The organism is Nocardiopsis sp. CA-288880, from assembly GCF_050955985.1.
Taxonomy (GTDB): Bacteria; Actinomycetota; Actinomycetes; order Streptosporangiales; family Streptosporangiaceae; genus Nocardiopsis; species Nocardiopsis tropica.
On record NZ_CP192105.1, the window covers coordinates 2,892,088 to 2,913,281 of the forward strand.

The 21,194-nt window shown below is 72.9% G+C and carries 24 protein-coding genes; 12 read left to right on the forward strand and 12 right to left on the reverse strand.

The window, feature by feature from the left end; translation table 11 throughout:
- Positions 1-24 precede the first annotated feature (24 nt).
- The 3 genes from ACQPYD_RS12265 to ACQPYD_RS12275 all read right to left on the reverse strand — a co-directional run bounded on the left by ACQPYD_RS12265 (position 25) and on the right by ACQPYD_RS12275 (position 2,268).
- Positions 25-822 carry a siderophore-interacting protein gene (locus ACQPYD_RS12265; protein ID WP_433701099.1) on the reverse strand — a complete coding sequence of 266 codons (798 nt, stop codon included), beginning with the start codon at positions 820-822 and terminating at the stop codon, positions 25-27.
- A 187-nt stretch (positions 823-1,009) separates the two neighbouring features.
- Positions 1,010-1,840, reverse strand: coding sequence for an ergot alkaloid biosynthesis protein (locus ACQPYD_RS12270; RefSeq protein ID WP_433701100.1), 831 nt, complete (start codon positions 1,838-1,840; stop codon positions 1,010-1,012).
- Positions 1,837-2,268, reverse strand: coding sequence for a nuclear transport factor 2 family protein (locus tag ACQPYD_RS12275; RefSeq protein ID WP_344178489.1), 432 nt, complete (start codon positions 2,266-2,268; stop codon positions 1,837-1,839). Before ACQPYD_RS12275 ends, ACQPYD_RS12270 begins: the two co-directional genes overlap by 4 nt.
- Before the next feature lie 126 nt (positions 2,269-2,394).
- Here ACQPYD_RS12275 and ACQPYD_RS12280 point away from each other — a divergent pair, with 126 nt between their 5' ends.
- Entirely contained in the window at positions 2,395-3,252 is an 858-nt protein-coding gene (locus ACQPYD_RS12280) for a helix-turn-helix transcriptional regulator (protein WP_433701101.1), read from the forward strand.
- Between the two features lie 125 nt (positions 3,253-3,377).
- Here ACQPYD_RS12280 and ACQPYD_RS12285 read toward each other — a convergent pair whose 3' ends face one another.
- Complete coding sequence (locus ACQPYD_RS12285) at positions 3,378-4,139, reverse strand: phosphotransferase (protein WP_433701102.1); 762 nt, start codon at positions 4,137-4,139, stop codon at positions 3,378-3,380.
- Between the two features lie 84 nt (positions 4,140-4,223).
- Positions 4,224-5,009 carry a 2-keto-4-pentenoate hydratase gene (locus ACQPYD_RS12290; protein WP_344178481.1) on the reverse strand — a complete coding sequence of 262 codons (786 nt, stop codon included), beginning with the start codon at positions 5,007-5,009 and terminating at the stop codon, positions 4,224-4,226.
- 283 nt (positions 5,010-5,292) lie between these two features.
- On the opposite strand from ACQPYD_RS12290, the gene ACQPYD_RS12295 reads away from it, so the two are divergent.
- Both ACQPYD_RS12295 and ACQPYD_RS12300 read left to right on the forward strand, forming a co-directional pair.
- Complete coding sequence (locus tag ACQPYD_RS12295; protein ID WP_433701103.1) at positions 5,293-5,670, forward strand: ArsR/SmtB family transcription factor; 378 nt, start codon at positions 5,293-5,295, stop codon at positions 5,668-5,670.
- Positions 5,667-6,842 carry an MFS transporter gene (locus tag ACQPYD_RS12300; RefSeq protein ID WP_433701104.1) on the forward strand — a complete coding sequence of 392 codons (1,176 nt, stop codon included), beginning with the start codon at positions 5,667-5,669 and terminating at the stop codon, positions 6,840-6,842. Before ACQPYD_RS12295 ends, ACQPYD_RS12300 begins: the two co-directional genes overlap by 4 nt.
- 197 nt (positions 6,843-7,039) lie before the next feature.
- Here ACQPYD_RS12300 and ACQPYD_RS12305 read toward each other — a convergent pair whose 3' ends face one another.
- Complete coding sequence (locus ACQPYD_RS12305) at positions 7,040-7,891, reverse strand: SDR family oxidoreductase (protein WP_433701105.1); 852 nt, start codon at positions 7,889-7,891, stop codon at positions 7,040-7,042.
- A gap of 101 nt (positions 7,892-7,992) precedes the next feature.
- Here ACQPYD_RS12305 and ACQPYD_RS12310 point away from each other — a divergent pair, with 101 nt between their 5' ends.
- The 7 genes from ACQPYD_RS12310 to ACQPYD_RS12340 all read left to right on the forward strand — a co-directional run bounded on the left by ACQPYD_RS12310 (position 7,993) and on the right by ACQPYD_RS12340 (position 15,176).
- Positions 7,993-8,568, forward strand: a complete 576-nt coding sequence (locus ACQPYD_RS12310) for a TetR/AcrR family transcriptional regulator (RefSeq protein WP_433701106.1) — start codon at positions 7,993-7,995, stop codon at positions 8,566-8,568.
- Positions 8,569-8,783: 215 nt separating this feature from the next.
- Positions 8,784-10,229, forward strand: a complete 1,446-nt coding sequence (gene gndA, locus ACQPYD_RS12315; RefSeq protein WP_433701107.1) for an NADP-dependent phosphogluconate dehydrogenase — start codon at positions 8,784-8,786, stop codon at positions 10,227-10,229.
- Between the two features lie 545 nt (positions 10,230-10,774).
- Positions 10,775-11,191, forward strand: coding sequence for a hypothetical protein (locus ACQPYD_RS12320; RefSeq protein ID WP_433701108.1), 417 nt, complete (start codon positions 10,775-10,777; stop codon positions 11,189-11,191).
- A gap of 68 nt (positions 11,192-11,259) precedes the next feature.
- Positions 11,260-12,921, forward strand: a complete 1,662-nt coding sequence (locus ACQPYD_RS12325; protein WP_433701109.1) for a pentapeptide repeat-containing protein — start codon at positions 11,260-11,262, stop codon at positions 12,919-12,921.
- Positions 12,922-12,988: 67 nt separating this feature from the next.
- Positions 12,989-13,222 carry a hypothetical protein gene (locus ACQPYD_RS12330; protein ID WP_433701110.1) on the forward strand — a complete coding sequence of 78 codons (234 nt, stop codon included), beginning with the start codon at positions 12,989-12,991 and terminating at the stop codon, positions 13,220-13,222.
- A 276-nt stretch (positions 13,223-13,498) separates the two neighbouring features.
- Positions 13,499-14,551 (forward strand): hypothetical protein, encoded by a 1,053-nt coding sequence (locus ACQPYD_RS12335; protein ID WP_433701111.1) that lies wholly within the window; start codon positions 13,499-13,501, stop codon positions 14,549-14,551.
- 181 nt (positions 14,552-14,732) lie between these two features.
- On the forward strand, positions 14,733-15,176 hold the full coding sequence (locus ACQPYD_RS12340) for a hypothetical protein (protein ID WP_433701112.1): 444 nt from the start codon (positions 14,733-14,735) through the stop codon (positions 15,174-15,176).
- Here ACQPYD_RS12340 and ACQPYD_RS12345 read toward each other — a convergent pair.
- From ACQPYD_RS12345 to ACQPYD_RS12370, 6 genes are all read right to left on the reverse strand, one after another.
- Complete coding sequence (locus tag ACQPYD_RS12345; protein ID WP_433701113.1) at positions 15,083-15,403, reverse strand: MazG nucleotide pyrophosphohydrolase domain-containing protein; 321 nt, start codon at positions 15,401-15,403, stop codon at positions 15,083-15,085. The genes ACQPYD_RS12340 and ACQPYD_RS12345 overlap by 94 nt on opposite strands.
- Before the next feature lie 166 nt (positions 15,404-15,569).
- Positions 15,570-15,896: an aldo/keto reductase gene (locus ACQPYD_RS12350; protein ID WP_433701114.1), complete on the reverse strand. Its 327-nt coding sequence runs from the start codon at positions 15,894-15,896 to the stop codon at positions 15,570-15,572.
- A gap of 49 nt (positions 15,897-15,945) precedes the next feature.
- Positions 15,946-16,077, reverse strand: a complete 132-nt coding sequence (locus tag ACQPYD_RS12355) for an aldo/keto reductase (protein WP_433701115.1) — start codon at positions 16,075-16,077, stop codon at positions 15,946-15,948.
- Positions 16,078-16,201: 124 nt separating this feature from the next.
- Entirely contained in the window at positions 16,202-17,806 is a 1,605-nt protein-coding gene (locus ACQPYD_RS12360; RefSeq protein ID WP_433702033.1) for a glycoside hydrolase family 10 protein, read from the reverse strand.
- Between the two features lie 234 nt (positions 17,807-18,040).
- Positions 18,041-18,514: a carboxymuconolactone decarboxylase family protein gene (locus ACQPYD_RS12365; RefSeq protein WP_433701116.1), complete on the reverse strand. Its 474-nt coding sequence runs from the start codon at positions 18,512-18,514 to the stop codon at positions 18,041-18,043.
- Between the two features lie 225 nt (positions 18,515-18,739).
- The gene (locus ACQPYD_RS12370; RefSeq protein ID WP_433701117.1) at positions 18,740-19,357 is read right to left on the reverse strand and encodes a GNAT family N-acetyltransferase; all 618 of its coding nucleotides are present in this window, start codon (positions 19,355-19,357) and stop codon (positions 18,740-18,742) included.
- Between the two features lie 87 nt (positions 19,358-19,444).
- Between ACQPYD_RS12370 and ACQPYD_RS12375 the strand changes: the two genes are divergently transcribed.
- Positions 19,445-20,074, forward strand: coding sequence for a TetR/AcrR family transcriptional regulator (locus ACQPYD_RS12375; RefSeq protein WP_433701118.1), 630 nt, complete (start codon positions 19,445-19,447; stop codon positions 20,072-20,074).
- Between the two features lie 218 nt (positions 20,075-20,292).
- A complete protein-coding gene (locus tag ACQPYD_RS12380; RefSeq protein WP_433701119.1) occupies positions 20,293-21,177 on the forward strand; it encodes an amidohydrolase family protein in 885 nt (294 codons plus the stop codon).
- Positions 21,178-21,194: the final 17 nt, after the last annotated feature.

Consider the following 21,194-nt stretch of genomic DNA (forward strand, 5'->3'; position numbering starts at 1 on the left):
CCGGCGCCCTGCCGGTGCGCCCCGTCAGTCCATGGCCGAGGTGCCGTGGCGCCAGTAGCCGACGAACGCGATGTCGGACTTGGGCACCCCGCGCTCGCGGACCAGCGCCCGCCGCAGGCCGGTGGGCAGGGCGTTCTCCCCGGCGACGAAGCAGAAGGGGCGGCCCGGCGGGAACTCGGCGGCGCGCACGGCGTCCAGGGCGAGCCTGCCGGGCAGGGCGTGCGGGTCGGTGCGGGGCAGCCAGTGCACGTCCACGCCGGGCAGGTCGGGCAGCGGCCGGACGTCGTCGGCGGAGGGCACCTCCAGGTAGACCCGGGCCCGCAGGTCGGCGGGGGCCTGCTCCAGGATCGACACCAGGGCGGGCACGGCGCTCTCGTCTCCCACGAGGAGCTGCCAGTCGGTGTCCTCGGAGGGCACGTAGTAGACGGCGTCGGCGAGCAGGCCCGCCTCGTCGCCGGGGGCGGCCGCAGCGGCCCAGGCGGAGGCCGGGCCGGCGTCGCCGTGGTCCACGAACTCCAGGTCGAGTTCGAGCGCGTCCGGGTCGAAGCGGCGCACGGAGTAGCTGCGCACGTGCGGCTTGCGGTCGTCGGGCATCGCGTACAGCTGCTCCACCCAGCGCTTGTCGGCGTCGGCGGGCATGTACAGCCGGTCCTGGCCCTCGCGGGGGAGGAAGAGGCGCACGAACTGGTCGCGGCCGAGGAAGTCGAACCCCTCCAGCTCCCCGCCGCCGAGGGTCACCGTGACGAAGTGCTTGCTGACGCGGGTGGTGCGCACCACGCGGGTGCGGATCATCGCGCGGTGGCGGGGGTGTTCGATGCGCACGGGTCCATTTCCTCCTCGGTCGGACGGACGGGCGGAAAACGCCCCTCGTTAGGTTAGCCTCACCAACTGCCCGGCGTCGAAGCGGCGGCGGAGCCCGGAGGCGACCCGCGCGGAGCGGGCCGCCCGTCCCCGGACCGGTCCGGGGACGGGCGGCGTCCCGCACCGCCGGACCGGTCCGCCCGGTCCCTCAGGCCGCGGACCACTCCTTCCGATGGGCGCGGACGAAGTCGGCGAAGGCGCGGGGCGGGCGGCCGGTCAGACGGTGGACCGTGTCCGTGACGCGGTCCTCGTCGCCCCGGGCGATGCCGGAGTCCACCCCGACCAGCGCCGAGGCGAAGGGCTCCGGCATGCCCGCGTCCAGGTTGCGCCGGACCAGCTCGGCCACCGGCGCCGGCGTGTGGCGCACCGGTCGGCCGACGGCCTCGGCGATGACCGCCGCCGCCTCCGTGTACCCGAACGACTCCGGCCCGGTGAGCACGTGGTCGTCGGCCACCGGCCCCGGAGCCGTCAGCACCTCCGCCGCGACGGCCGCGATGTCGGCGGAGTCGATCCATCCGAGCCGCCCGCCGCCGGTCGCCGAGCGGATCTCGCCGCGCTCGCGGATGCCCGCCGCCACCGGGTGCGCACCGGTGAAGTTCTGCATGAACCCCGACGGCCGCAGCACCGCCCACTCCGGGAACGACCGCACTGCCCTGCCCAGCTCCGCGGCGCCCGGGACGCCGGGCAGCTCCGCCAGCGAGCCGAGCAGCACCACGCGCCGCACCCCGGCGGCCCGGGCGGCCGCCAGGAACGGTCCGGCCGCCGGCATGGGGTCCACGGTCAGCGGCGGAGGCACCAGGTACAGGGCCTCCGCCCCGGCGAGGGCCCGGGCGTGCGTTCCCGGGTCCGCCCAGTCGAAGGGCACGCCCCCGGGGCCCGGCCTGCGACTGGCCACGCGCACGTCCGCGCCGCGGGACCGCAGCGTCTCGGCCAGGGGGCGGCCGGTGTTGCCGGTGCCGCCGGTGATGAGGACCGTCATGCCCCGAGCCCCTTCCGCAGTGCTTCCAGCCCGCCGCCGGCGCGTGCCACCTGCACGGGGCTCCAGTAGTCGCGGAACTCGGTGATGAACCCGTCCCGCACCGTGACCACGGTGATGTAGTCCATCCGGTAGGGCGCGCCCGTGCGCACCGTCCGGCCCTCGGCGCTGTACTCGGCGACGACGGTCTCCGGGTCCCCGGTGCGGTGCACGCGCATCGCCGGGACGCCGGTGACGTCGTACACATCGGTGTATCCGGACAGGTAGTCGCGCACCGCCTCCCGGCCGTCCAGCCGCGTGGGCGCCCCGGCCTCCGCGAACGGGAACGCGGCCGTCCCGTCCGGCGCCCACATCCCGGCGATGCCGTCCATGTCCTTGGCCTCCAGCAGCTCCAGCATCCGCCGGAGCACTTCTTCGGGTGATCGTTCCATCTCCGCCTCCTGTGTCGGGTCCCTCGTCCACCACAGTGGCGGGGCGCGCCGTGCGGGGGAACGGCCGCGTCGTCCCCGGACCACTGGTCCGTGGCTAGCCGTCCGCGCGCATGGCAGGCTGGGGGCGTGGACAAGCGAGAACTCGGCGGTTTCCTGCGCGCCCGCCGCGAGGCCCTGAGCCCGGACGACGCCGGCCTTCCCGTCCGCGCGGGCGGGCGCGCGCGGCGCACGCCGGGGCTGCGGCGCGAGGAGGTCGCCGACCTCGCCGGGGTCTCGGTGAGCTACTACGAGCGGTTGGAGCAGGCCCGGGCGCCGCGTCCGTCACCGCAGGTGATCGACGCGATCGGGCGTGCCCTGGCGCTGTCGGGGGCGGAGAGGGCGCACCTGTCCCGGCTGGCCGGGCACGCGCCGTCCGCACGGCCGGGTCCGGCCGAACAGGTCCCGCCGGGGGTGCTCGCCCTGCTGGACCGGCTCGGCCCGGTCGCCGCCTACGTCTGCGACGACCGCCACGACATCGTGGCCTGGAACGACCTGGCGGCAGAGCTGGTCACGGACTTCGGCGCGCTGCCCCCGGCCGAGCGCAACGTGCTGCGCCTGGCCGCGCGCCTGGGCGGGACGGTGTGCTCGGCGCCCCCGGAGGCGGCGGGCGGGTTCGAGGCGCAGGCGGCGGCCCATGCGCGCGAGGCGCTGTCCCGCCGCCCGCACGACCTTGCGCTCCGGCGGCTGGTCGGCGAGTCCGCCGAGCGGGTGCCCGGGTTCGCGGCGGAGTGGCGGCGGCACGACGTCCGTCCGCGTACGACGCTGCGCAAGCGCGTCGAGCACGCCGAACTCGGCGTGCTCGACCTCGACTCCCAGACCCTCGCGGTGCCGGGCTCCGACCTGCGCGTGGTCATGCTCAGCGCCGAACCGGGCACCCCCGCCCACGAGAAGCTCACCCGTCTCCAGCTCCGGCTCGCGGTCTTCGAGCCCTCCCCGCTCCCGTAGCGGCGGGCGGATGCCGCGGAGGCCGGACGACCGTCCGCGTGGTCCCCGCCCGCTGCGGTCCCCGGCGCCCGTTCCGACCCGGCCCGCGTCGACGGCGGCGGGTCCGGCCGGGGGACGCCACGGCCTCACCAGGCGGCCGGGTCGCCGGGCGGATGCGGCGGGGGAGCGTCGGACACCAGGGCGGCCTCCAGCTCCGCCCGGTGCCGGGCCGTCCACTCACGGGCCTCCCGCACCTCCTCCACGACACCCCGGTCGCGGAAGTGGCGCATCTTCGCGTCGCCCTTCCCTGCCAGGTCGAGGATGCCCCGGCGGCAGCGGTCCTGCCACCACAGGACCGTCTCCACGACGTCCCCGCGTTCGGCGAGTCCGTAGGAGTCGCAGACCAGCCGGATCCGGGCGCCCGCGCCGACCGCCCCGGGGCCCAGGCGCGCGAACTGCCAGCACAGGTGGGCGACGTCGTGCACGCGCCGGCCCGGGGCGGATAGCTCCCAGTCCACGAACGCGTGGGGCACGCCGTTCAGGTCGATGGTGTTGCGGGGGGCCAGGTCGTTGTGGCAGACGACCTCCTGGTCCCCGGCGAGGGCGGTCCCGGCGGTCAGGTCGTGGAACTCCCGGGTGAGCCGGGCCGCACGGGCGATGTAGTGGCGGGGGAGGGGGTCGCGGTGGTGGACGGCCCGGCCGGGGAGGAAGTCGTACACCAGGCGCCCGTTGTGGTCGTGGCCGTACTGGCGGGGCGCGCCCCGCCACCCCCGGCCGTGGAGGTGGTCCAGGAGGGCGCGCTCGAACTCCCTGTCGGGGTGGTCGGGCCGGTGGACGCTCCTTCCGTGGGAGTCGAACTCCACCGACCACGGACGGCGGTCCCCGGCGCCCCCTCGAACACCGGACATTCTTCCCCTTTGGTAGATCTACATCGTCAAGGTGCGAACTCGGAAAAATCTCACCTGGAGGTGAGAAAACCGGTTCGGCTCCCCCTATACCGTCTCGGCCACCCGCAGCGTCAGCGACCCGAGCCGGTCGAACTCGGCGGTGAACACGTCCCCGGCCTCCAGGGCGATCGGCGTGTGCAGGGCGCCGGTCAGGACCAGCTGCCCGGGCTCCAGGCCCCTGCCGGACCCGGCCAGGGAGTTGGCCAGCCACGCGAGCACGGCCACCGGGTCGCCCAGCGCCGCGGCGCCGACCCCGGTGTCCACGACCTCGCCGTTGCGGCTCAGGACCATGCCGACCAGGCGGGGCTCGAACCCCTCCAGGGGGACCGCCGTGTCGGAGACGGCGATGGCCCCCGTGGACGCCAGGTCGGAGACCGTGTCGGCGATCCGGATCCGCCAGTCCTCGATGCGGGAGTCGACGATCTCGACCCCGGCCCTGACCTCCGACACCGCCGCCCGGGCCTGCTCGACGGTCACGCCCGGCCCCTTCAGGGGGGAGCCGAGCCTCAGGGCGATCTCCGCCTCGATCTTCGGCGCGATGAAGCGGTCCAGCGGCAGGGTGTCGCCGTCCCGGTACACGGCGGAGGCCAGGAGCGGGCCGTGGTCGGGGGAGTCGATGCCCAGCAGCTTGCGCGCCGGGGCCGAGGTCAGCCCCACCTTGTAGCCGATGACCTCGTCGCCGTCGGCGAGCAGCAGTTCCAGCAGCTCCGCCTGCGTCTCGTACCCCTCCGCCTCGCCGAGCGAGGGGTCGGCGTCGGTGAACGGGGGGACCGGCTTGCGCGTTCGGCGGGCCTCGTGGAGGGCGCGGGCGCGATCGTGTGCCTGGGACATGGCTGACCTCGGACTCTCGGGAGGCGCGGCCGGGGTCGGGAACGGCTGTCCGCCCGCGCGGGTTCTCGTCTGCGCCGACACCGTAGCGCTCCGCGGCGCGTCCCGGAACGGGTACCCCCGCCCGCGACCGCACGCGGCCGGGCCGTGTCCTCCGGGGTGGGACTCCGGCGCGGGCCGCGAACGCGTCGCGTGCGGCCCGGCCCCGGGGCGCCCCGGTGATTGTGCGACAATCTTCGCACTATCATTGTGCGAAAATAGTCGAACGATTGCGGAGGAGATGCCGATGGCCGCGGTACGGACCTACGTCCACCCCGAGACCGGGGAGATCTCGCTGGCGCGCGTGCTGTTCGCGCTGAGCGAGCCCCTGCGCCTGGAGATGGTCCGCACACTCGCCCGGGAGGGCGAGGTGGACAGCATCGATCTGGGGCCCGACCTGCCCAGGTCGACCCTGACCCACCACACCGGCCTCCTGCGGGAGTCCGGCGTCGCCTTCGTGCGGGCCGAGGGGCGTAAGTGCATGATCAGCCTGCGCGCCGAGGACCTGGACGCCAGGTTCCCCGGCCTGGTCGGAACCGTCCTGGCGGGCTACGAGTCGGAGTCGGCCGACGGGCACGACGGGAAGGCGCGCGGCGGGGGCCCGGAGCAGGCGGCCGGGCAGTGATCCGCCGTCTGTGGCCGCTGGTGGCCGCCACCGTCTCACTCGGGATCGACGCCTACGTGCTGGCCGGGGTCCTGCCCCGGATCGCGGAATCGCTCACGGTGTCCGTGGCCGCCGTCGGCCTGGGCGTCACGGCGTTCACCGGCGCCTACGCGTTCGCCGGGCCGCTGCTGTCGGGGCCGCTCGTCGCCGGCTCCACCAGGCGCGCCCTGGTCGTCGCGCTGGCCCTGTTCAACCTCGGCAACCTCGTCACCGCGCTGGCCCCCGGCATCGCGGTGTTCCTGGCGTCACGTGTGGTGGCCGGGCTCGGCGCCGGCGTCCTGACCGCGGTGGCGACCGCCACGGCCGCAGCGATGGTCGCCGACCGCGAGCGCGGGCGCGCCATGGCGCTGGTGACCTTCGGCCTCTCGACCGGGACGGTCGCGGGCGTACCGGTCGGCATGCTCATCGGCCAGTGGGCGGGATGGCGCTGGACGATGGGGCTGGTCGTGGCGATCGGCGCCGTCAGCATGGTCGCGGTCCTGGTCCGGCGGGCGCCGTACCCGGCCATCGCGGTGGTCCGGCTCGGTGAGAACCTGCGCCTCCTCAGGGCCCCCGTGATCGCCACGGGCGTGGCCCTGGCCTTCCTGCTCGGGCTGGCGAGCCTGGGCCTGTACACCTACCTGGTCCCCATGGCGGAGGAGCGCGGGCTGGCCCCCTTGGCGTTCGCCCTGGTGTGGGTGTGGGGCATCGGCGGCGTCGCCGCCTCGTTCCTGGTCGGCAGGCCCCTGGACGCCTGGGGGTCCCGGCGGCTCCTCCCAGCGGTCGTGGCGGTCCTGGCCCTGGCGCTCGGGGCCCTGGCGCTGCTGGACCAGGCCGCGGTCTGGGTCGTCGCGGTCGCCCTGTGGGGGGCCGCGGGGTGGGCCGGCGTGCCCGTCCTCCAGCACCTGCTCGTCCACGGGCGCGAGCGGCAGGCCATGGCGGTCGTCGCGTTCCAGATGGCCGCCATGTACCTGGGCTCGGCGGTCGGCGCGGCCCTGGGCGGCCGGCTGCTGGAGCAGGGCACGTCCGCCGGAGCGCTCCCCGGCTGGGCGTTCGGGGTCGCGTTCGCGGCGCTCGTGCTCGCCCTGGCCGTCGCCCGGGGAAGGGCCGTGCGGCCGTCCGAGCAGGTCGGGGAGGGGTCCGGCCGCCCCTGAGTCCGCGGAGGCGGCCGACCGGATCGGCCCGTGCCGCTCGGAGGCGCGGAGAACGGCGCGGAACCGTGCTGCCGGGCACCGGATCCTGTTCCGCTGTTCCCGTTCTCCGGCTCCTCGCCCCACCGGGGCGCGTGGGGGCGCGGTCCTGTCGCGGCAGGTCGGCCACGGCAATGCGGTCGCGGCGTCGGCGGGGCGGATCAGGGGGAGAAGGCGACGGACGCCGCGAGGTCCTTCTGGGACCCGAGCGCGGTGAGGCGTTCGGTGAGCGCCGCGTGGACGGCGTCGTAGGTGTCCGAACCGAGGGCCAGGCGCAGGGGCGGGTCGGGGTGGCGGGTGGTGTCGTGGACGACGGCGGCGATCCTGGCCGGGTCGCCGGTGAAGGCGCTCCCGTCGGCGGTCTCCAGGTGGCGCCGGACCAGTCCGACGGGGTTGTCGCGATAGGCGGCCGTTTCGGTGGTGTAGTCCAGGGCCGACGCGAAACCGGTGCGGGTGGCGCCGGGTTCGACGAGGGTGAGGTGGATGCCGAAGTCGCGGACTTCGCGGCTGACGCTCTCGGTGAAGCCCTCCAGTCCCCACTTGCCCGCGTGGTAGGCGCTGTGCGTGGGGATGCCGACCTGGCCGCCCACGCTGGAGATCTGGATGATCCGGCCGCCGCCCTGCTCGCGCATCGGCTTCAGGAAGGCCCGGGTGATCATCATGGGGGCGAGCAGGAGGACCTCGATCTGGTCGCGGATCTGCTCGGCGGTCATCTCCTCGGCGGCGCCGACGACCGCGTATCCGGCGTTGTTGACCACGATGTCCACGGGTCCGGCCCGGAGCGTCCTGCCGACCACCTCCCCCACGTCGTCCGGCCGGGCGAGGTCGAGGACCTCGACGCACAGCCGGTCGCCGTAGGTCCGGCGCAGGTCGTCCAGGGCCGAGGGGCGGCGGACCGTGGCCGTGACGCGGTCGCCGCTCCGGAGGGCGTGCTCGGTGAGGTGGCGGCCCAGGCCGCCGGAGGCGCCGGTGACGAACCAGTGGCGTACGGCCTTGTCCGGGACAGGGGGCATGGGAGTCTCCTGGAGTAGGGTTCTACCGGAACGTGTTCCGTTTGGACTTTAAGCGGAACGCGTTCCGGAATGCAAGCCGAGACGGACACGAAGGAACCCGCATGCCCGCCACCCCGCGCCGGACCAGGAGCGACGCGCTGCAGAACCGAGAGCGCCTTCTGGAGGTGGCCGCGCAGGTCTTCGCCGAACAGGGTCTGGACACCGCGCCGGCGGCCGTCGCCAAGAAGGCGGGTGTCGGCGTCGGCACGCTCTACCGGCACTTCCCGACCCGGGAGGCCCTCATCGAGGCCGCCTACCGGCGTGAACTCACCCACGTGTGCGAGAAGGCGGAGGTCCTCCTCGACCGGCGCCCGGCCGTCGAGGCGACCCGTGCGTGGATGGAGGACTTCATCCGCTACGCCACGGCCAAGAGCGGTATGTCCGAAGCCCTCAACACGGTCATCGCCTCCGGGGTCGACCCCTACCGCGACAGCCGCGCACTCCTCCTCGGCGCTGTCTCCACGCTCCTGGAGGCCGGCGCCCGGGACGGCAGCCTGCGAACCGATGTCTCCCCCGACGACGTCCTGCTCCTCATGGGCGGTGTCGCCTATTCCGCACGGCACGCCACCGAGGAGCACGTCCGCCCCCTCGTCGGCCTCCTCGTGGACGCGCTGGCCAAGGGCTCGGCGGAGAGCTGAGCCCGGGGCCCGGGGCCCGGGGCCCGGGGCCCGGGCCTGGAGCGCCGGAGCCCGGCCGGGGGCCGGTGGCGACCGCGCCCTGCGTGCCGCGGGGCAGCCGAGCCGACAACCCGCCGGACCACACGCCGGGCGCCCCCGGAACACCGCTCCGGGGGCGCCCGGCTGTACTTTGCAACGGGGGACACAGCCGCCGTCGGACAACAGGGGGACGCAGGATGGACGCCACCGCGCAGATCGGTGTCACGGGCCTCGCGGTCATGGGACGCAACCTGGCCCGCAACCTCGCACGGAACGGATTCACCGTGGCCGTGCACAACCGGTCGGAGGCCAGGACGCGCGACCTGGTCGACGGGTTCGGGGACGAGGGCTCCTTCGTCCCGGCCTACTCGGCGGAGGACTTCGTCGCCTCGCTCGAACGGCCCCGCCGCCTGGTGGTCATGGTCAAGGCGGGCGGGCCGACCGACGCCGTGATCGAGGAGTTCGCGCCCCTGCTGGAGGAGGGCGACATCATCGTCGACGGCGGCAACGCCCACTTCCTCGACACCCGGCGCCGCGAGGCGGAGCTGCGCGAGCGCGGCATCCACTTCGTCGGGGCCGGCGTGTCCGGGGGAGAGGAGGGCGCCCTGAACGGCCCGAGCATCATGCCGGGCGGGTCGGCGGAGTCCTACCGGTCCCTCGCGCCGATGCTGGAGCGGATCGCGGCCAGGGCGCCCGACGGCGCCGCCTGCGTGTCCCACGTGGGACCGGACGGCGCCGGGCACTTCGTGAAGATGGTGCACAACGGCATCGAGTACGCCGACATGCAGCTGATCGCGGAGGCCTACCAGCTGCTGCGGTCGGTCGCCGGGTACTCGCCCGAGCGGATCGCGGAGACCTTCCGCTCGTGGAACACCGGCCGCCTGGACTCCTACCTGATCGAGATCACCGCCGAGGTGCTCGCCCACCGCGACGGGGCCACGGGCGAGCCGTTCGTCGACGTGGTCCAGGACCGGGCGGAGCAGAAGGGCACCGGCCGCTGGACCGTGCAGACGGCCCTGGACCTCGGGGTCCCCGTGCCGGGGATCGCCGAGGCGGTCTTCGCGCGCTCGCTGTCGGGCGGGGCGGAGCTGCGGGAGGCCTCCCGCGCGCTGCCCGGCCCCGTGCCCGAGCCGCTGGGCGAGGAGGAGGCGGCCCGGTTCGCGGACCGGGTCGAGCAGGCGCTGTACGCGTCCAAGCTGGTCTCCTACACCCAGGGGTTCCTGCAGATCGCGGCCGGGAGCGCCGAGTACGGCTGGGACGTGGACCCCGGCGCGGTGGCGGCGCTGTGGCGTGCGGGGTGCATCATCCGCGCCGTGTTCCTGGACCGTGTGCGCGACGCCTACGCCGCCCGGCCGGACCTGCCCAGCCTGCTGTCCGACGACGCGTTCGCGGAGGAGATGGGCCGGGCCCAGGGCGACTGGCGGCACGTCGTGGCCACGGCCGCTGAGCAGGGGGTGCCGACGCCGGGGTTCTCGGCGGCGCTGGCGTACTACGACGCGCTGCGCGCGGAGCGCCTGCCCGCGGCCCTGGTCCAGGGCCAGCGCGACTACTTCGGGGCGCACACCTACCGCCGTGCGGACCGCGAGGGGGTGTTCCACACGCTCTGGGCGGGGGACCGGTCCGAGGAGCGCGTGGACGGCTGAGCCCCGGTGGGGCGGGGTGCCGGTCCGTTCTCCCCTTGGGAGGGCGGACCGGGCGTACCTCCACCACAGGGGTCAGCCGCGTGGCTCCTCAACTTGTTTCCAGGACCCGGCTGCCGTTCGTTGCCGACAGCAAGGACGACTCCGGCGACACCGACACCAATGACGAGTTCGACGTCGACGGGTTCCGCAAGGCCTAAGAGCAGCGGGTCAAGACGGCGGCCGAGCGCGCCGAAGCCCGCACCGAGCTGAAGTGGAAGCGCGGCGTCGGCAGGACCGCGGCTCGCGCCGCCTTGGTCGACGCCGGGTGGAGCGGAACCGACATGACCCGGGACCCAGCCTAACCAGGCGGCACCAGGGAGGACTATGTCCTTCTCGCGGATTGACCCGACGGCCTGGACCCCGCCGACTACGGCAAGGGCACCACCGAGGTCGGCATCACCGCGGTCCCGCTCACCGACCTCGAAGGCACCGGAACCATCACCGTCCGCATCGTCGCCTACCCCGATGAACAGGTCGTGCCCGGCCGGGTGACCCCGTCCTGGGGAGTGGTCGATTCCCAGGGTCGGATCACTACCCAGATCGACCATCAGACCCACGACACCCCCGCGCTCGCGGCCCGACGTCTCCAGGATGCCGGGCTGCTGCCGCTCGGCACCATCGCCGTCCTCGGTCCCACACCCCACCCGGCCGGAGCCGGGTTCCTGCTGACCCTGGACCACGTGGCCGAGCCCACCACCACAGCGACCACCGTGACTCTCACCCCGACCCCTGCCGAGGACGGCACGGTCCTGGGCGAAACCGAACCCCTCGCCCACGGCGACAGCGTCCTGGACCTGTCCCACAGCCTCCAAGCTGCCGGAGTCCTCCCCGAGGGACGAGTCTTCACCCAGAAGGTGCCCGGCGCCGAACCCGGGAAGCCCCTGTCCCACCGGGTGACCGACACCCCACGCAACCGGCGCTGAAACGGGAGTCCGGTGTCCGTTTCCGGTCACCGCCTACCCGCGGGAACGCAGGTGGCTAGGGTGCCACCATGACCCCCGACCTCCCACCTACGCGCCCCCCATGGCGTGCTCGGCTGGCCGCCACCCCCAGCTCCGCCCGTACCTGGCTCACCGCCCGCGACCGCGGACTCTCCCGAGGTGCCATCATCATCGGCGCCCTCGGCGCAACCCTAGCCCTGTGGCCCCTGGCGACCACGGCGTGGAGCGCCCTCGGCCTCAACACCGCCCAGAGCTGGCGAATGGTCGGCGCAGGGGTGAGCGCGCTCATCCTGGCAGCCGGAGTAAGAAGAGCAGCCCGGCGCCGTTCCTCTCCGATTCGGCTGGCATGGCTGATCCTCATCGCCTGGCTGGTCGCCGCCGGCCTGGTCGCCGCGTTGACCGCGATTGCCTGGTTCCTCCTGGGAACGCCCACGTGGTCTCCACCGGGGAGCCTGAGTGCTCGCAGCCTCGACGCGATCGCCACCCGCGCCTTCGCGATTGTGGCCGGACTGGGCGGCGTCGCTCTGCTGGTGATCCACTACCGCCGTCAACGCACCACGGAGGAGGACGCGAAGCGCGCGGACGCTGCGGCCACACGCGAGGTGTCGAGAATCTTCCACGAGCGGTACGCCTCTGCCTACGCCGACCTGGGCAGCGAACATGCCGCTGTGCGGCTGGGTGCAGTCAATGCGCTTGCCCACCTGGTCGACGACGCTCCCTCCGAGCAGGAGGCCCAAACCGTCATCGACGTCCTGTGTGCCTACCTGCGAATGCCCTACGTTCCCCGCCCTGCCCCCCTAACCGAACTGCCCGTACCGTCCGGTTTGCAATCTGTATCACCAACTTCTGCCGTCGAGCTCGGGCGCCCCCACGCCATCGGACACGACCACGCTCAGTTCGAGAAACAGAAAGCAGACCAGGAGGAGTACCAAAGGCGGGTGCTGGAATTCGAGTCATTTCAGCAAGTGCGGCACACCATCATCCGCATCATTGGTAACCGCCTGCGAGAGAACACCCGTTGGCGGGGCAAGAATTTCGACTTCACCGGAGTTGTCTTCGATGGAGGCGACTTCTCCGGAGCCCACTTTACTGGTGGTGTAGTGTCATTCACTCGGGCGCGGTTTGTGGGCGGCGATGTGTCGTTTATTTGGGCCCAGTTTAATGATGCTATGGTGTCATTTGATTGGGCGCGGTTTGAGGGCGGCGAGGTGTCGTTTAACTGGGCATGGTTTGAGGGCGGTTGGGTGTCGTTTAGCAGGGCATGTTTTGTGGGCAGTGAGGTGTCGTTCAACGAGGCATGGTTTGAGGGCGGTGAGGTGCCGTTCAGCAGCGCGCGGTTTGAGGGAGGTGAGGTGTCATTTGACTGGGTCCGGTTTGAGTGCGACGAAGTGTCGTTCGAGCACGCGCAATTCTTGGGTGGTCTGGTGTCGTTCACTCAGGCGCGGTTCGTGGGAGGAGAGGTGTCGTTCGAGCACGCGCAATTCTTGGGTGGTCTGGTGTCGTTCACTTGGGCACAGTTCATGGGGGGAGAGGTGTCATTCGAGGAGACGCAGCTCATGAGGGGGTGGATGGTCTTCACTTGGGGAGGCCTCACGGCTGACCTAGCCGGGTACCGCGACGCCTACGGGCAGTGCCCTAAGGGCCTGATGGAGGCACAGGAGAAGGCACCAACGCGCGTGCTGCTGGCTCCGGCCGCATGGGGACAGAGATGACCGGTTCATGGCGGGTTGAGGTGCGCGTACGGTGAACCCCCGCACTGTTCCTGAAAGGACTCCGGCCATGGTTTCTTCCGGTTTCGACGACGTTCCGGTTCTTACCGGCCCTGAGCACATGGCGGTCGGTCGGCGGCTCTTGGCCCAGTCGCGCGATGCTCAGTCCACCGCGCACGCGGCGTCGCTGGCCGCTCAGGCGGGCGCGCACTTCACCGCGGCCAACGCGCACGCCACGATCCAGCTCGCCCGGATCCACGCCGAGGGCGGCGCCCCCGAAGGGGCCCTGCTCCACTGGGACTGAAACCGACCCTGCCCTTGCCCGGCCTCCACCTTTGGATGGAGGCCGTTCCCGTTCCCGGAGGAGCTGAGAAAGGGGGAGTGGGGGAGGCGGGGTTATGATCCGGGCAGACGCGGCCCCAGCACGGCCGCCTCGGCCCGCGCGTGAGCGCACACCCCCTGTAGAGCACGGGACTCGAACCAACCCGTAGACACCCCCTGGGTGTCGGGCAGTCCGCGAGGACACAGGCAGCCCGTGAGGGCACGTCCATATCCGCGGGCTGACTCTGGGGGGTTTCCGATGTCCCGCGCTCTTCTCGTCCCGGCCCCGCCGGGCCCTCCGCTCCTGGGGCACCGTGCCAACGGCGACCCGATCCACGTGTACGCCGGTGCCGCGCCCGCCGACCTCGACGACTGGACGCCGGTCGAGTACGACTCCGAGGTGTGGCAGCGCGTCATGCAGGAGTCGGTGATCGAGCGCGAGGCCGCGCCCGTGCCGATGTCCACCCGCACCAAGGCCGTTCCCCGCCCCGAGGGGCTGCGGGTGCGCTTCGGCCGCACCTACACCGACGACGACTCCGAGAAGTCCTCGTACTTCCTCAAGGCCCGCAAGATCATCGCCCGGGTGGCGCTGGACGAGGACGACCTGTCCGACGCCGAAGCGCTCATCGATGTCCTCGGTGCGACCGAGATCGACTACGCGATCTCGTACGCCACGGCGATCGACCACGCCTGCCTAGGCGTCACCGCGGCCGAGTCCGACGTCGATTCCGACGAGCGCCCGTTCACCTCCGTGTACCGGACGCTGCGGACCACCCACACCGCCAACCCCGACCTGGGGTACACCGCTGACGACCACTACGTGACCTGGGACGGCTCTCGTGGTGTCGCGACCACCGGCCCGGACGGCAACAGCTTCTTCGAGCGGTCCTCGCTGATGATCTCCCGGGTGGAGACCAGCCGGTACTTCAGCCCGGCCGAGTCGCTGGTGATCGCGGACCCCGCCTTCAAGGACGTCATGCGCACCACCCTTGACGGGCACGGCGCTCCGATCTTCAAGGAGACCGCGGCGATCGACCGGTCCGGGAACGCCTACGACACTCTCTACGGGTACCGGTCTTCAAGGAGACCGCGGCGATCGACCGGTCCGGGAACGCCTACGACACTCTCTACGGGTACCGGATCGCGTGGACGCATGGGGCTCGCACCCACTCCACCGCCACCCAGGAGCCCGGAGGGAATCCGTTGCTGTTCTTCGGGTCCCGGCGTGCTCTGCGCCTGGGCCGGCGCGAAGGTCTGCGGACCCTGTTCAGCGAGGCGCGCGCCCAGGACGATCGCGATGAGGCGGCCGTGAAGTTCCGGTCCCGGCGCGGGTTCGCCCTGGCGCACCCGCGGGCGTGGGCGGTCCTGGAGGACGTCGGCCCGATCCCCGACCCTGAGCCCGTTCCCGAGGGCTGACCCATCGGAGCCCCGTCCCGGACACATGAGGTCTTCTGGGGTGTGTCCGGGGCGGCCCCACCCGCGGAGGAGGACGCATGGGCGTGTGGGCGACCGTTGAGCAGGTCAAGCAGATCACGGGGTTCGAGCCGACCGAGGCGCAGGTGACGCAGGCCGAGTTCCTGATCGAGCTGATGTCCGGCGCGGACCTGGACTCCACCACCATCGGCACCCGTGACCGCAAACGGTTGCGCTCCGCGGTGGCGTACCAGGCGGTGTTCCTCGACGAGCACCCGGACCTGCTCACCAACGTGGACGCCGACATCATCCGCCAGGACGGCGTCGACGTGGACTTTTCCCATGCGAACGTTCGACCACGGCCTCAGCAGGCGTGGAATGGGGTACCGGGGAGGGACGGCTTCCAGGAGGCGTGCACACCGCTCGGCCCTCACCGCCAGGTACGGTTCTCGTTCACCGCTTCCTTGTCGCGCAACGCGCGACTCAGGTCGATGCCCGCCCTGTTCGCGAGAGCCGCGACGTAGATCAGCACGTCGGCCAGTTCCTCGCCCAGACCGCCCACTGTGCTGTGGGGATCGAGGCTGAGGGCGGAGTGCTTGCGCACGGCCTTGCACACCTCGCCCGTCTCCTCCGCCAGTTTCAGCGCCTGCTCGATCAGCGTGCTGTCGGAGAACCCGCGCTCCACCTCCATCTTCGCCACGTAGTCCTGGATCTGTTCCAGAGTGAGTGTGCGTTCGGGTAGCGGCTCCATTAGAGATCCCTTCTCGGCTGTGGGAGCACGGACGCTACCAGCGGGAAGTGTGTGGCAGGAGGGGAACAGGGCAGCTCGCGTCCAACGCGTGACCCCGGTCGGCCCGCACCTGGGACCGGGTCCGACCCCGGGCGCGGCCCGGGGGGAGGCCCCGGCGGCCCGTGGATCAGCGCTGCCTCTTGTCGTAGTCCATGCGCATGGACTGAAAAATGATCCTCTCGAGGAATTCGGGCAGGTTGTGGAATCGTCTGTTCCGGTCCATCGCGGCGATCCTCTCCATCGCCTCGGGCGTCAGCTCGAAGTCGAACAGCTCGAAGTTGGACCGGATATGGGCCGGGTTCGTGGAGCCGGGGATGACGATGCCGTCGTCCTGGACGTGCCACCGCAGGATCACCTGCACGGGTGACTTCCCGTACTTGCGTCCGAGCTCCGCGAAGAGGGGCTCCGCCAGCAGCCCCTTGTCCCCGCGCCCGAGGGGGAACCAGGACTCCACGACGGTGCCGAACCGCTCGAGGAACGCCTTCAGCTCCCGCTGCTGGAAGTTAGGGGTGACGCTCCAGCTGCGCCACGGCGGGCATGATCGTCGCTCTGCTGGTGAGGTCGGTCAGTCTTCTGAGATTGAAGTTGCTGATGCCTATCGAGCGCACCTTGCCTGCGGCGACGGCCTCCTGCATCGCTCTCCACACGCTCTGGGCGGGGGACCGGTCCGAGGAGCGCGTGGACGGCTGAGCCCCGGTGGGGCGGGGTGCCGGTCCGTTCTCCCCTTGGGAGGGCGGGCCGGTCACCCCCCCCGCAGGGTCAGCCGCGCGGGTCGGCGAGGGCCCCGACCGGTCCCTCGACCCGGTAGTCGTCCAGGGCGGTGACCGCGTACGCGGTTCCCTCCGGGGCGTCCTCGCCGGAGGGGAGCCCCTCCAGGGAGGTGCGGCCGGTCACCTCGACGAGGTTGTCGGCGGACAGGGCCTCGCAGCGGTCCTCCGCGTCCCCCGACGCGACCAGGGCCGCCTCGTCCGGGTCGAGCCGGTAGACGGCGTAGGACCGGGCGCCGTCGACCTCGTCCCACTCCAGCCTGTCGCCGTCGCCGTCGCCGTCGCCGTCGGCGGTGGCGGTCAGCCCGGTCACGGCGCCGGTCAGGGGCTGCCCCTCGCGGGAGGGGTCGGCCACGGGCGGGAGCGCCGGGTCGGCGTAGTGCTCCTCGGCCAGGTGCTCGTAGGCCTCTTCGGCGGCGCCGGTGAGGGAGGTGAAGGAGAAGTAGACGTCGCCCCCGACCTCGGGGAAGTCGTCGGCGTAGTCGAGCTGGGTGCTGAGGGCGTCGTCCTCGCGCCAGCCGCTCTCGCCGACCCGGTAGGCGGCCTGGCCGATGTAGAGGTCCACGCCGGTGCCCTCGACCTCCGAGGCCCACCAGGGGACGAGCTCCTCGTAGTCGGCGGCCCCGAACCCGCGCTCCCAGTACAGCTGGGGGACGACGTAGTCGACCATGCCCTCCCTGATCCAGGTGCGGGTGTCGGCGTGCTGGGCGGCGTAGGACTCCAGGCCGGAGGTCGCCGACCCGGTGGGGTCGCTGCCGTCGTTGCGCCAGATGCCGAACGGGGAGATCCCGAAGCGGACCCACGGCTCGGTGTCCTGGATCCGGTCGTGCACGCCCTCCACGAGCCGGTTGACGTTGTCGCGCCGCCAGTCCCCGCGGTCGTCGAAGCCGTCGCCGTGCTCCTGCCAGCTGGCGTCGTCGTCGAACTCCTCCCCGTCCTTGGGATAGGGGTAGAAGAAGTCGTCGAAGTGCACGCCGTCGATGTCGTAGCGCTCGACGACGTCCATGATCACGCCGGTGACCCACTCCCGAACCTCGGGGTTCCCGGGGTCGAGGAAGCCCTCGCCGCCGTACTCGACCAGCCACTCCGGGTTGTCCTCGACCGGGTGGTCCTCGGCCATCTCCTCGATGTCGGAGTTCAGGCCGACCCGGTAGGGGTTGAACCAGGCGTGCAGCTCCAGTCCGCGCAGGTGCGCCTGCTCGACGGCGTACTCCAGCGGGTCGTAGCCGGGGTCGCCGCCCTGCTCGCCGGTGAGGTAGCGGGACCAGGGCTCCAGCTCGGACTCGTAGACCGCGTCGGCGGTGGGGCGCACGTGCAGGAAGACGGTGTTCAGTCCGAGTTCGTCCGCCTCGTCGAGGCGCTCGTCCATCTCGGCCCGCTGCTCGTCGGCGCTCAGCCCGGGTTCGGAGGGCCAGTCGATGTTGCCGACGGTGGTGAGCCACGCGCCGCGCATCTCCCGCTTGTCGTGGGCGGCCTGGCAGCGCGCGGCTCCGGGGCCCGCCCCGGGGTCGGTGGCTCCGACGAGCACGTAGGCGGACAGCATGAGCCCCGCGGCGGCGCCCGCGGCCAGCCACCGGTTGCGCCAGCGCGGCGCCATTCCCGCACGTCTGCCTCGAGCCACGGGTCCTCCCCCTGAACCGCGGTGGCGTCGGGGCGACGCCACGCCGGGAATCAGGGTAGGACACTTGGTAACGTTTTGGACAATGATTCTGAAATCGGTGGTTTGAATCTCATTGCGGTGGGAATCGGGCGCAGCGCCGTGCGGGCCCGCGGAGGACCCGCCCCGCCGCGGGGCGGTGCGCGGTGTCCTCCGCGGGGCCGGGGCGAAGGATCAGCCGAACTGGCCGGGCTGGTAGTCGCCCGCGGGGGTCCGGACCATGACGTTCAGCCGGTTGACGGTGTTCATGAAGGAGATGAGGGAGACCAGGGCGACCAGCTGGTCCTCGTCGTAGTGCTCGGCGGCCCTCTCCCACGCCCCGTCGTCCACCCCGCCGGCGGCGTCGGCGATGCGGGTGCCCTGCTCGGCCAGCTCCAGGGCGGCGCGCTCGGCCCCGGTGAAGACCGTGGCCTCCCGCCAGACGGCGACCAGGTTGATGCGCACGGCCGTCTCCCCGGCCCGTGCCGCCTCCTTGGTGTGCATGTCGGTGCAGAAGGCGCAGCCGTTGATCTGGCTGACGCGGAGCTGCACCAGCTCCTGGGTGGTGCGGGGAAGCGTCGATTCCCCGATGGCCCTGCCCGCCGAGGCGATGTGCTTCATGAGCTTCGTGGCGAGGGCGTTGCCGAAGAGGTCGAGTCGGGCCTGCATGGTGTTCTCCTTGCGGTGTCGGGGCTGACACGGCAAGGACGGGAGCGGGCGGGCCGGGCGTGACATCCCCGTGGCCGCCGCACGCGTGAGGCGCGTCACGCCCGGCCGTGCTCCGGCCCGAACACGGGAGGGGTCCGGCCCCGGCGGGGACACGGGCCTTCGGCGCCGCCGGGCGCCGGGGGAGTCCCCGCCCTCGTCGGCGGGGCCCGGCGGCCTCCGGTCCGGTCAGGCCGGTGCGACGCTTCCCGGTTCGCGCAGCATCGCCATCGGGGCCGCGCCGCGCGCGCCCGCGACGATCTCCCCGTCCCCGAAACCGTGGCGGCGGTACAGGCGGCGGTTGTGCTCGGTGGACGAGACCAGGTACGAGGGCAGGCCCTCGCGGTCGGCCCGCTCCAGCCCGTGGGCCAGGAGGGCGCCGCCCACCCCCCGGCCGCGCCCGGCGGCGGAGACCCCGATCTGGTCCAGGTACCAGTGCGCGCGCCCGGGCCGGTGGCGTGCGAAGGCCCGCCGCACGGGGTACGAGGACACCAGCCCCCGTACGCCCATGGCCCGCACGAGGGCGCAGGCCTCCCGCAGGGTGGCCCATCCCGCCCCGGGCGCCGGGCCAGGACCCTCCCACACCGCGACGCCGACGATGCCCTCGCCCGGGACCTCGGCCACGTCCACCGCGCCGTGGCGCAGCGCCCCCCTGCGCATCAGGGCGGCGAAGAGCAGGGCCAGGCGTGGGCGCCGGTCCGGGCCGTCGGGCACGAAGTCGTGCAGGAGCGGGTCGTCCTCGAACGCCTCGGCCAGGATCGCGGCGGACGCCGCGACGTCGTCCGCGCCGGCCTGTCTGATGTGCATGATCGCTCTCCCGTGGTCGGTGGTGCCCACAGGCTACCCTCATTTTTGGCCAAATGGCCAAAACTTGCGCGTGTAATCTTGCACCCCATGGCGACCAGGCGAGACACGGCGGCGGTGCGCGAGCACCTGCCCATCGAACAACGACGTGCCCAGCTGCTCACCGCGGCGGCGGAGGTGATGCGCGAGCAGGGGGTGGCGGCCGCCACCACCCGCGCCATCGCCGAGCGCGCCGGCGTGCCGCACGGCTCGGTCCACTACTGCTTCGGCACGAAGACGGCGCTGGTCCGCGCCCTGCTGCAGAGCGAGGTGGACCGCTCGGTCGAAAGCGCCGGGCACCGCTCCTCCCGGTCGACCGACCTGGAAGGCGTGCTGCGCAACGTCCTGGAGGCGCAGCTGGAGAGCGTGCGCGCCGACCCGGGGCACCACGCGATGCTCGACGAGCTCATCGCCCTGGCCCGCCGCGACCCGGCGCTGGCCGATCTGCCGGGCTGGGAGCACGAGAGGTACGTGGGCGCCGCCGCCGAGCGGATAGCGGAGTGGTCGGCCGCCTCCGGCGTGGCGCTCGCCCGTCCCGCCCGGGAGGTCGCGACCACGATCATGGTGCTGGCCAGCGGCTTGAGCGACCTGTGGTCGGCCACCGGCGACCGTGCCGTACTCGACCGGGCCCTGGACGACTGCGTGCGTGCCCTGGCGGCGCGACTGTCCGAGCCCGCCTGACCACGAGCCGCCCCCGTGGGCGGCCTGCGGCGACCGGTGCCCGGAGGCGCAGCGGCCCGGTCCCAGGGGTGTCCACCCCGGGACCGGGCCGCTGCCGTGTGCGGGGGTGTGGTCCATGGAGGGCGAAGGGGATCCGTGCGGCCCGGAATCTCGGCCTATTGGCTAGCGAACTATTGTCTACAATTCAGGGGCCCGGATCTCTGGAGCAAGGAGCCCCCATGCAGTCCACCTCCGCCACGCCTCCCACCTCCGCCCCTCCCACCCCCGCCGCGGTCGACGCGCACCAGCACTTCTGGCCGGTCGGCGTCCGCCCGCGCACCCCGGGGACCGCCGTGCTCGACCGTGCGTTCACCCCCGCCGACCTGGAACGGGAGCTGGCCGGGGGAGAGGTCGGGCGCACGGTCCTGGTCCAGTGCGCGGCCGGTCCCGGGGAGAACGACCGGCTGGCGGCCTACGCCCGGGAGTTCCCCCCGGCCGGGGCCCTGGTGATCTGGCTGCCCCTGGCCGACCAGGTCGCGGCGGAGCGCGAGCTCGCACGGGTGCGCGCCCTCACCGGCCTGGTCAGGGGGTTCCGGGCGGCGGTGCCCCCGGGCACCCGAGCCGACCCCGCCCTCCTGGCGACCATGCGCTCCGCCGAGCGGGCCGGGCTGCTCTGGGAGCTCGTGGTGACGTCGGAGTCCCACGTCGCCCTGGTGGAGCAGGTGGCCGCGGCCTGCCCCGACCTGCCGATCGTGGTGGACCACCTGGCCACCCCGCCCCTGGCCGGAGGGGAGCCGAAGGCGTGGGAGGGGTGGATCGACCGGCTGGCCGCCCTGCCCTCGGCCTCCGTGAAGGTCTCGGTCGGCGGCGACGTCCTGGTCGGCTGGGAGTGGGAGCCCGACCTGCTGGTCCCCTGGGTCGGCCGGGCCCTGGAGGCGTTCGGCGCGCGCCGGTCGATGCTGGCGGGCAACTGGCCGGTCGTCCGGCTGGCCGCCGACCACGCCACGGCCTGGCGGTCCCTGCGCGCGGCCGTCGCCGCGGCGGGCCCCTCGGCGGCGGAGGCCGCGCTGGTGGCGGGGGGCGCCGCGCGCCGCCGGTACGCGATCGGGGAGGACCGCGGCTGAACGGCGCCGGGGCGGCG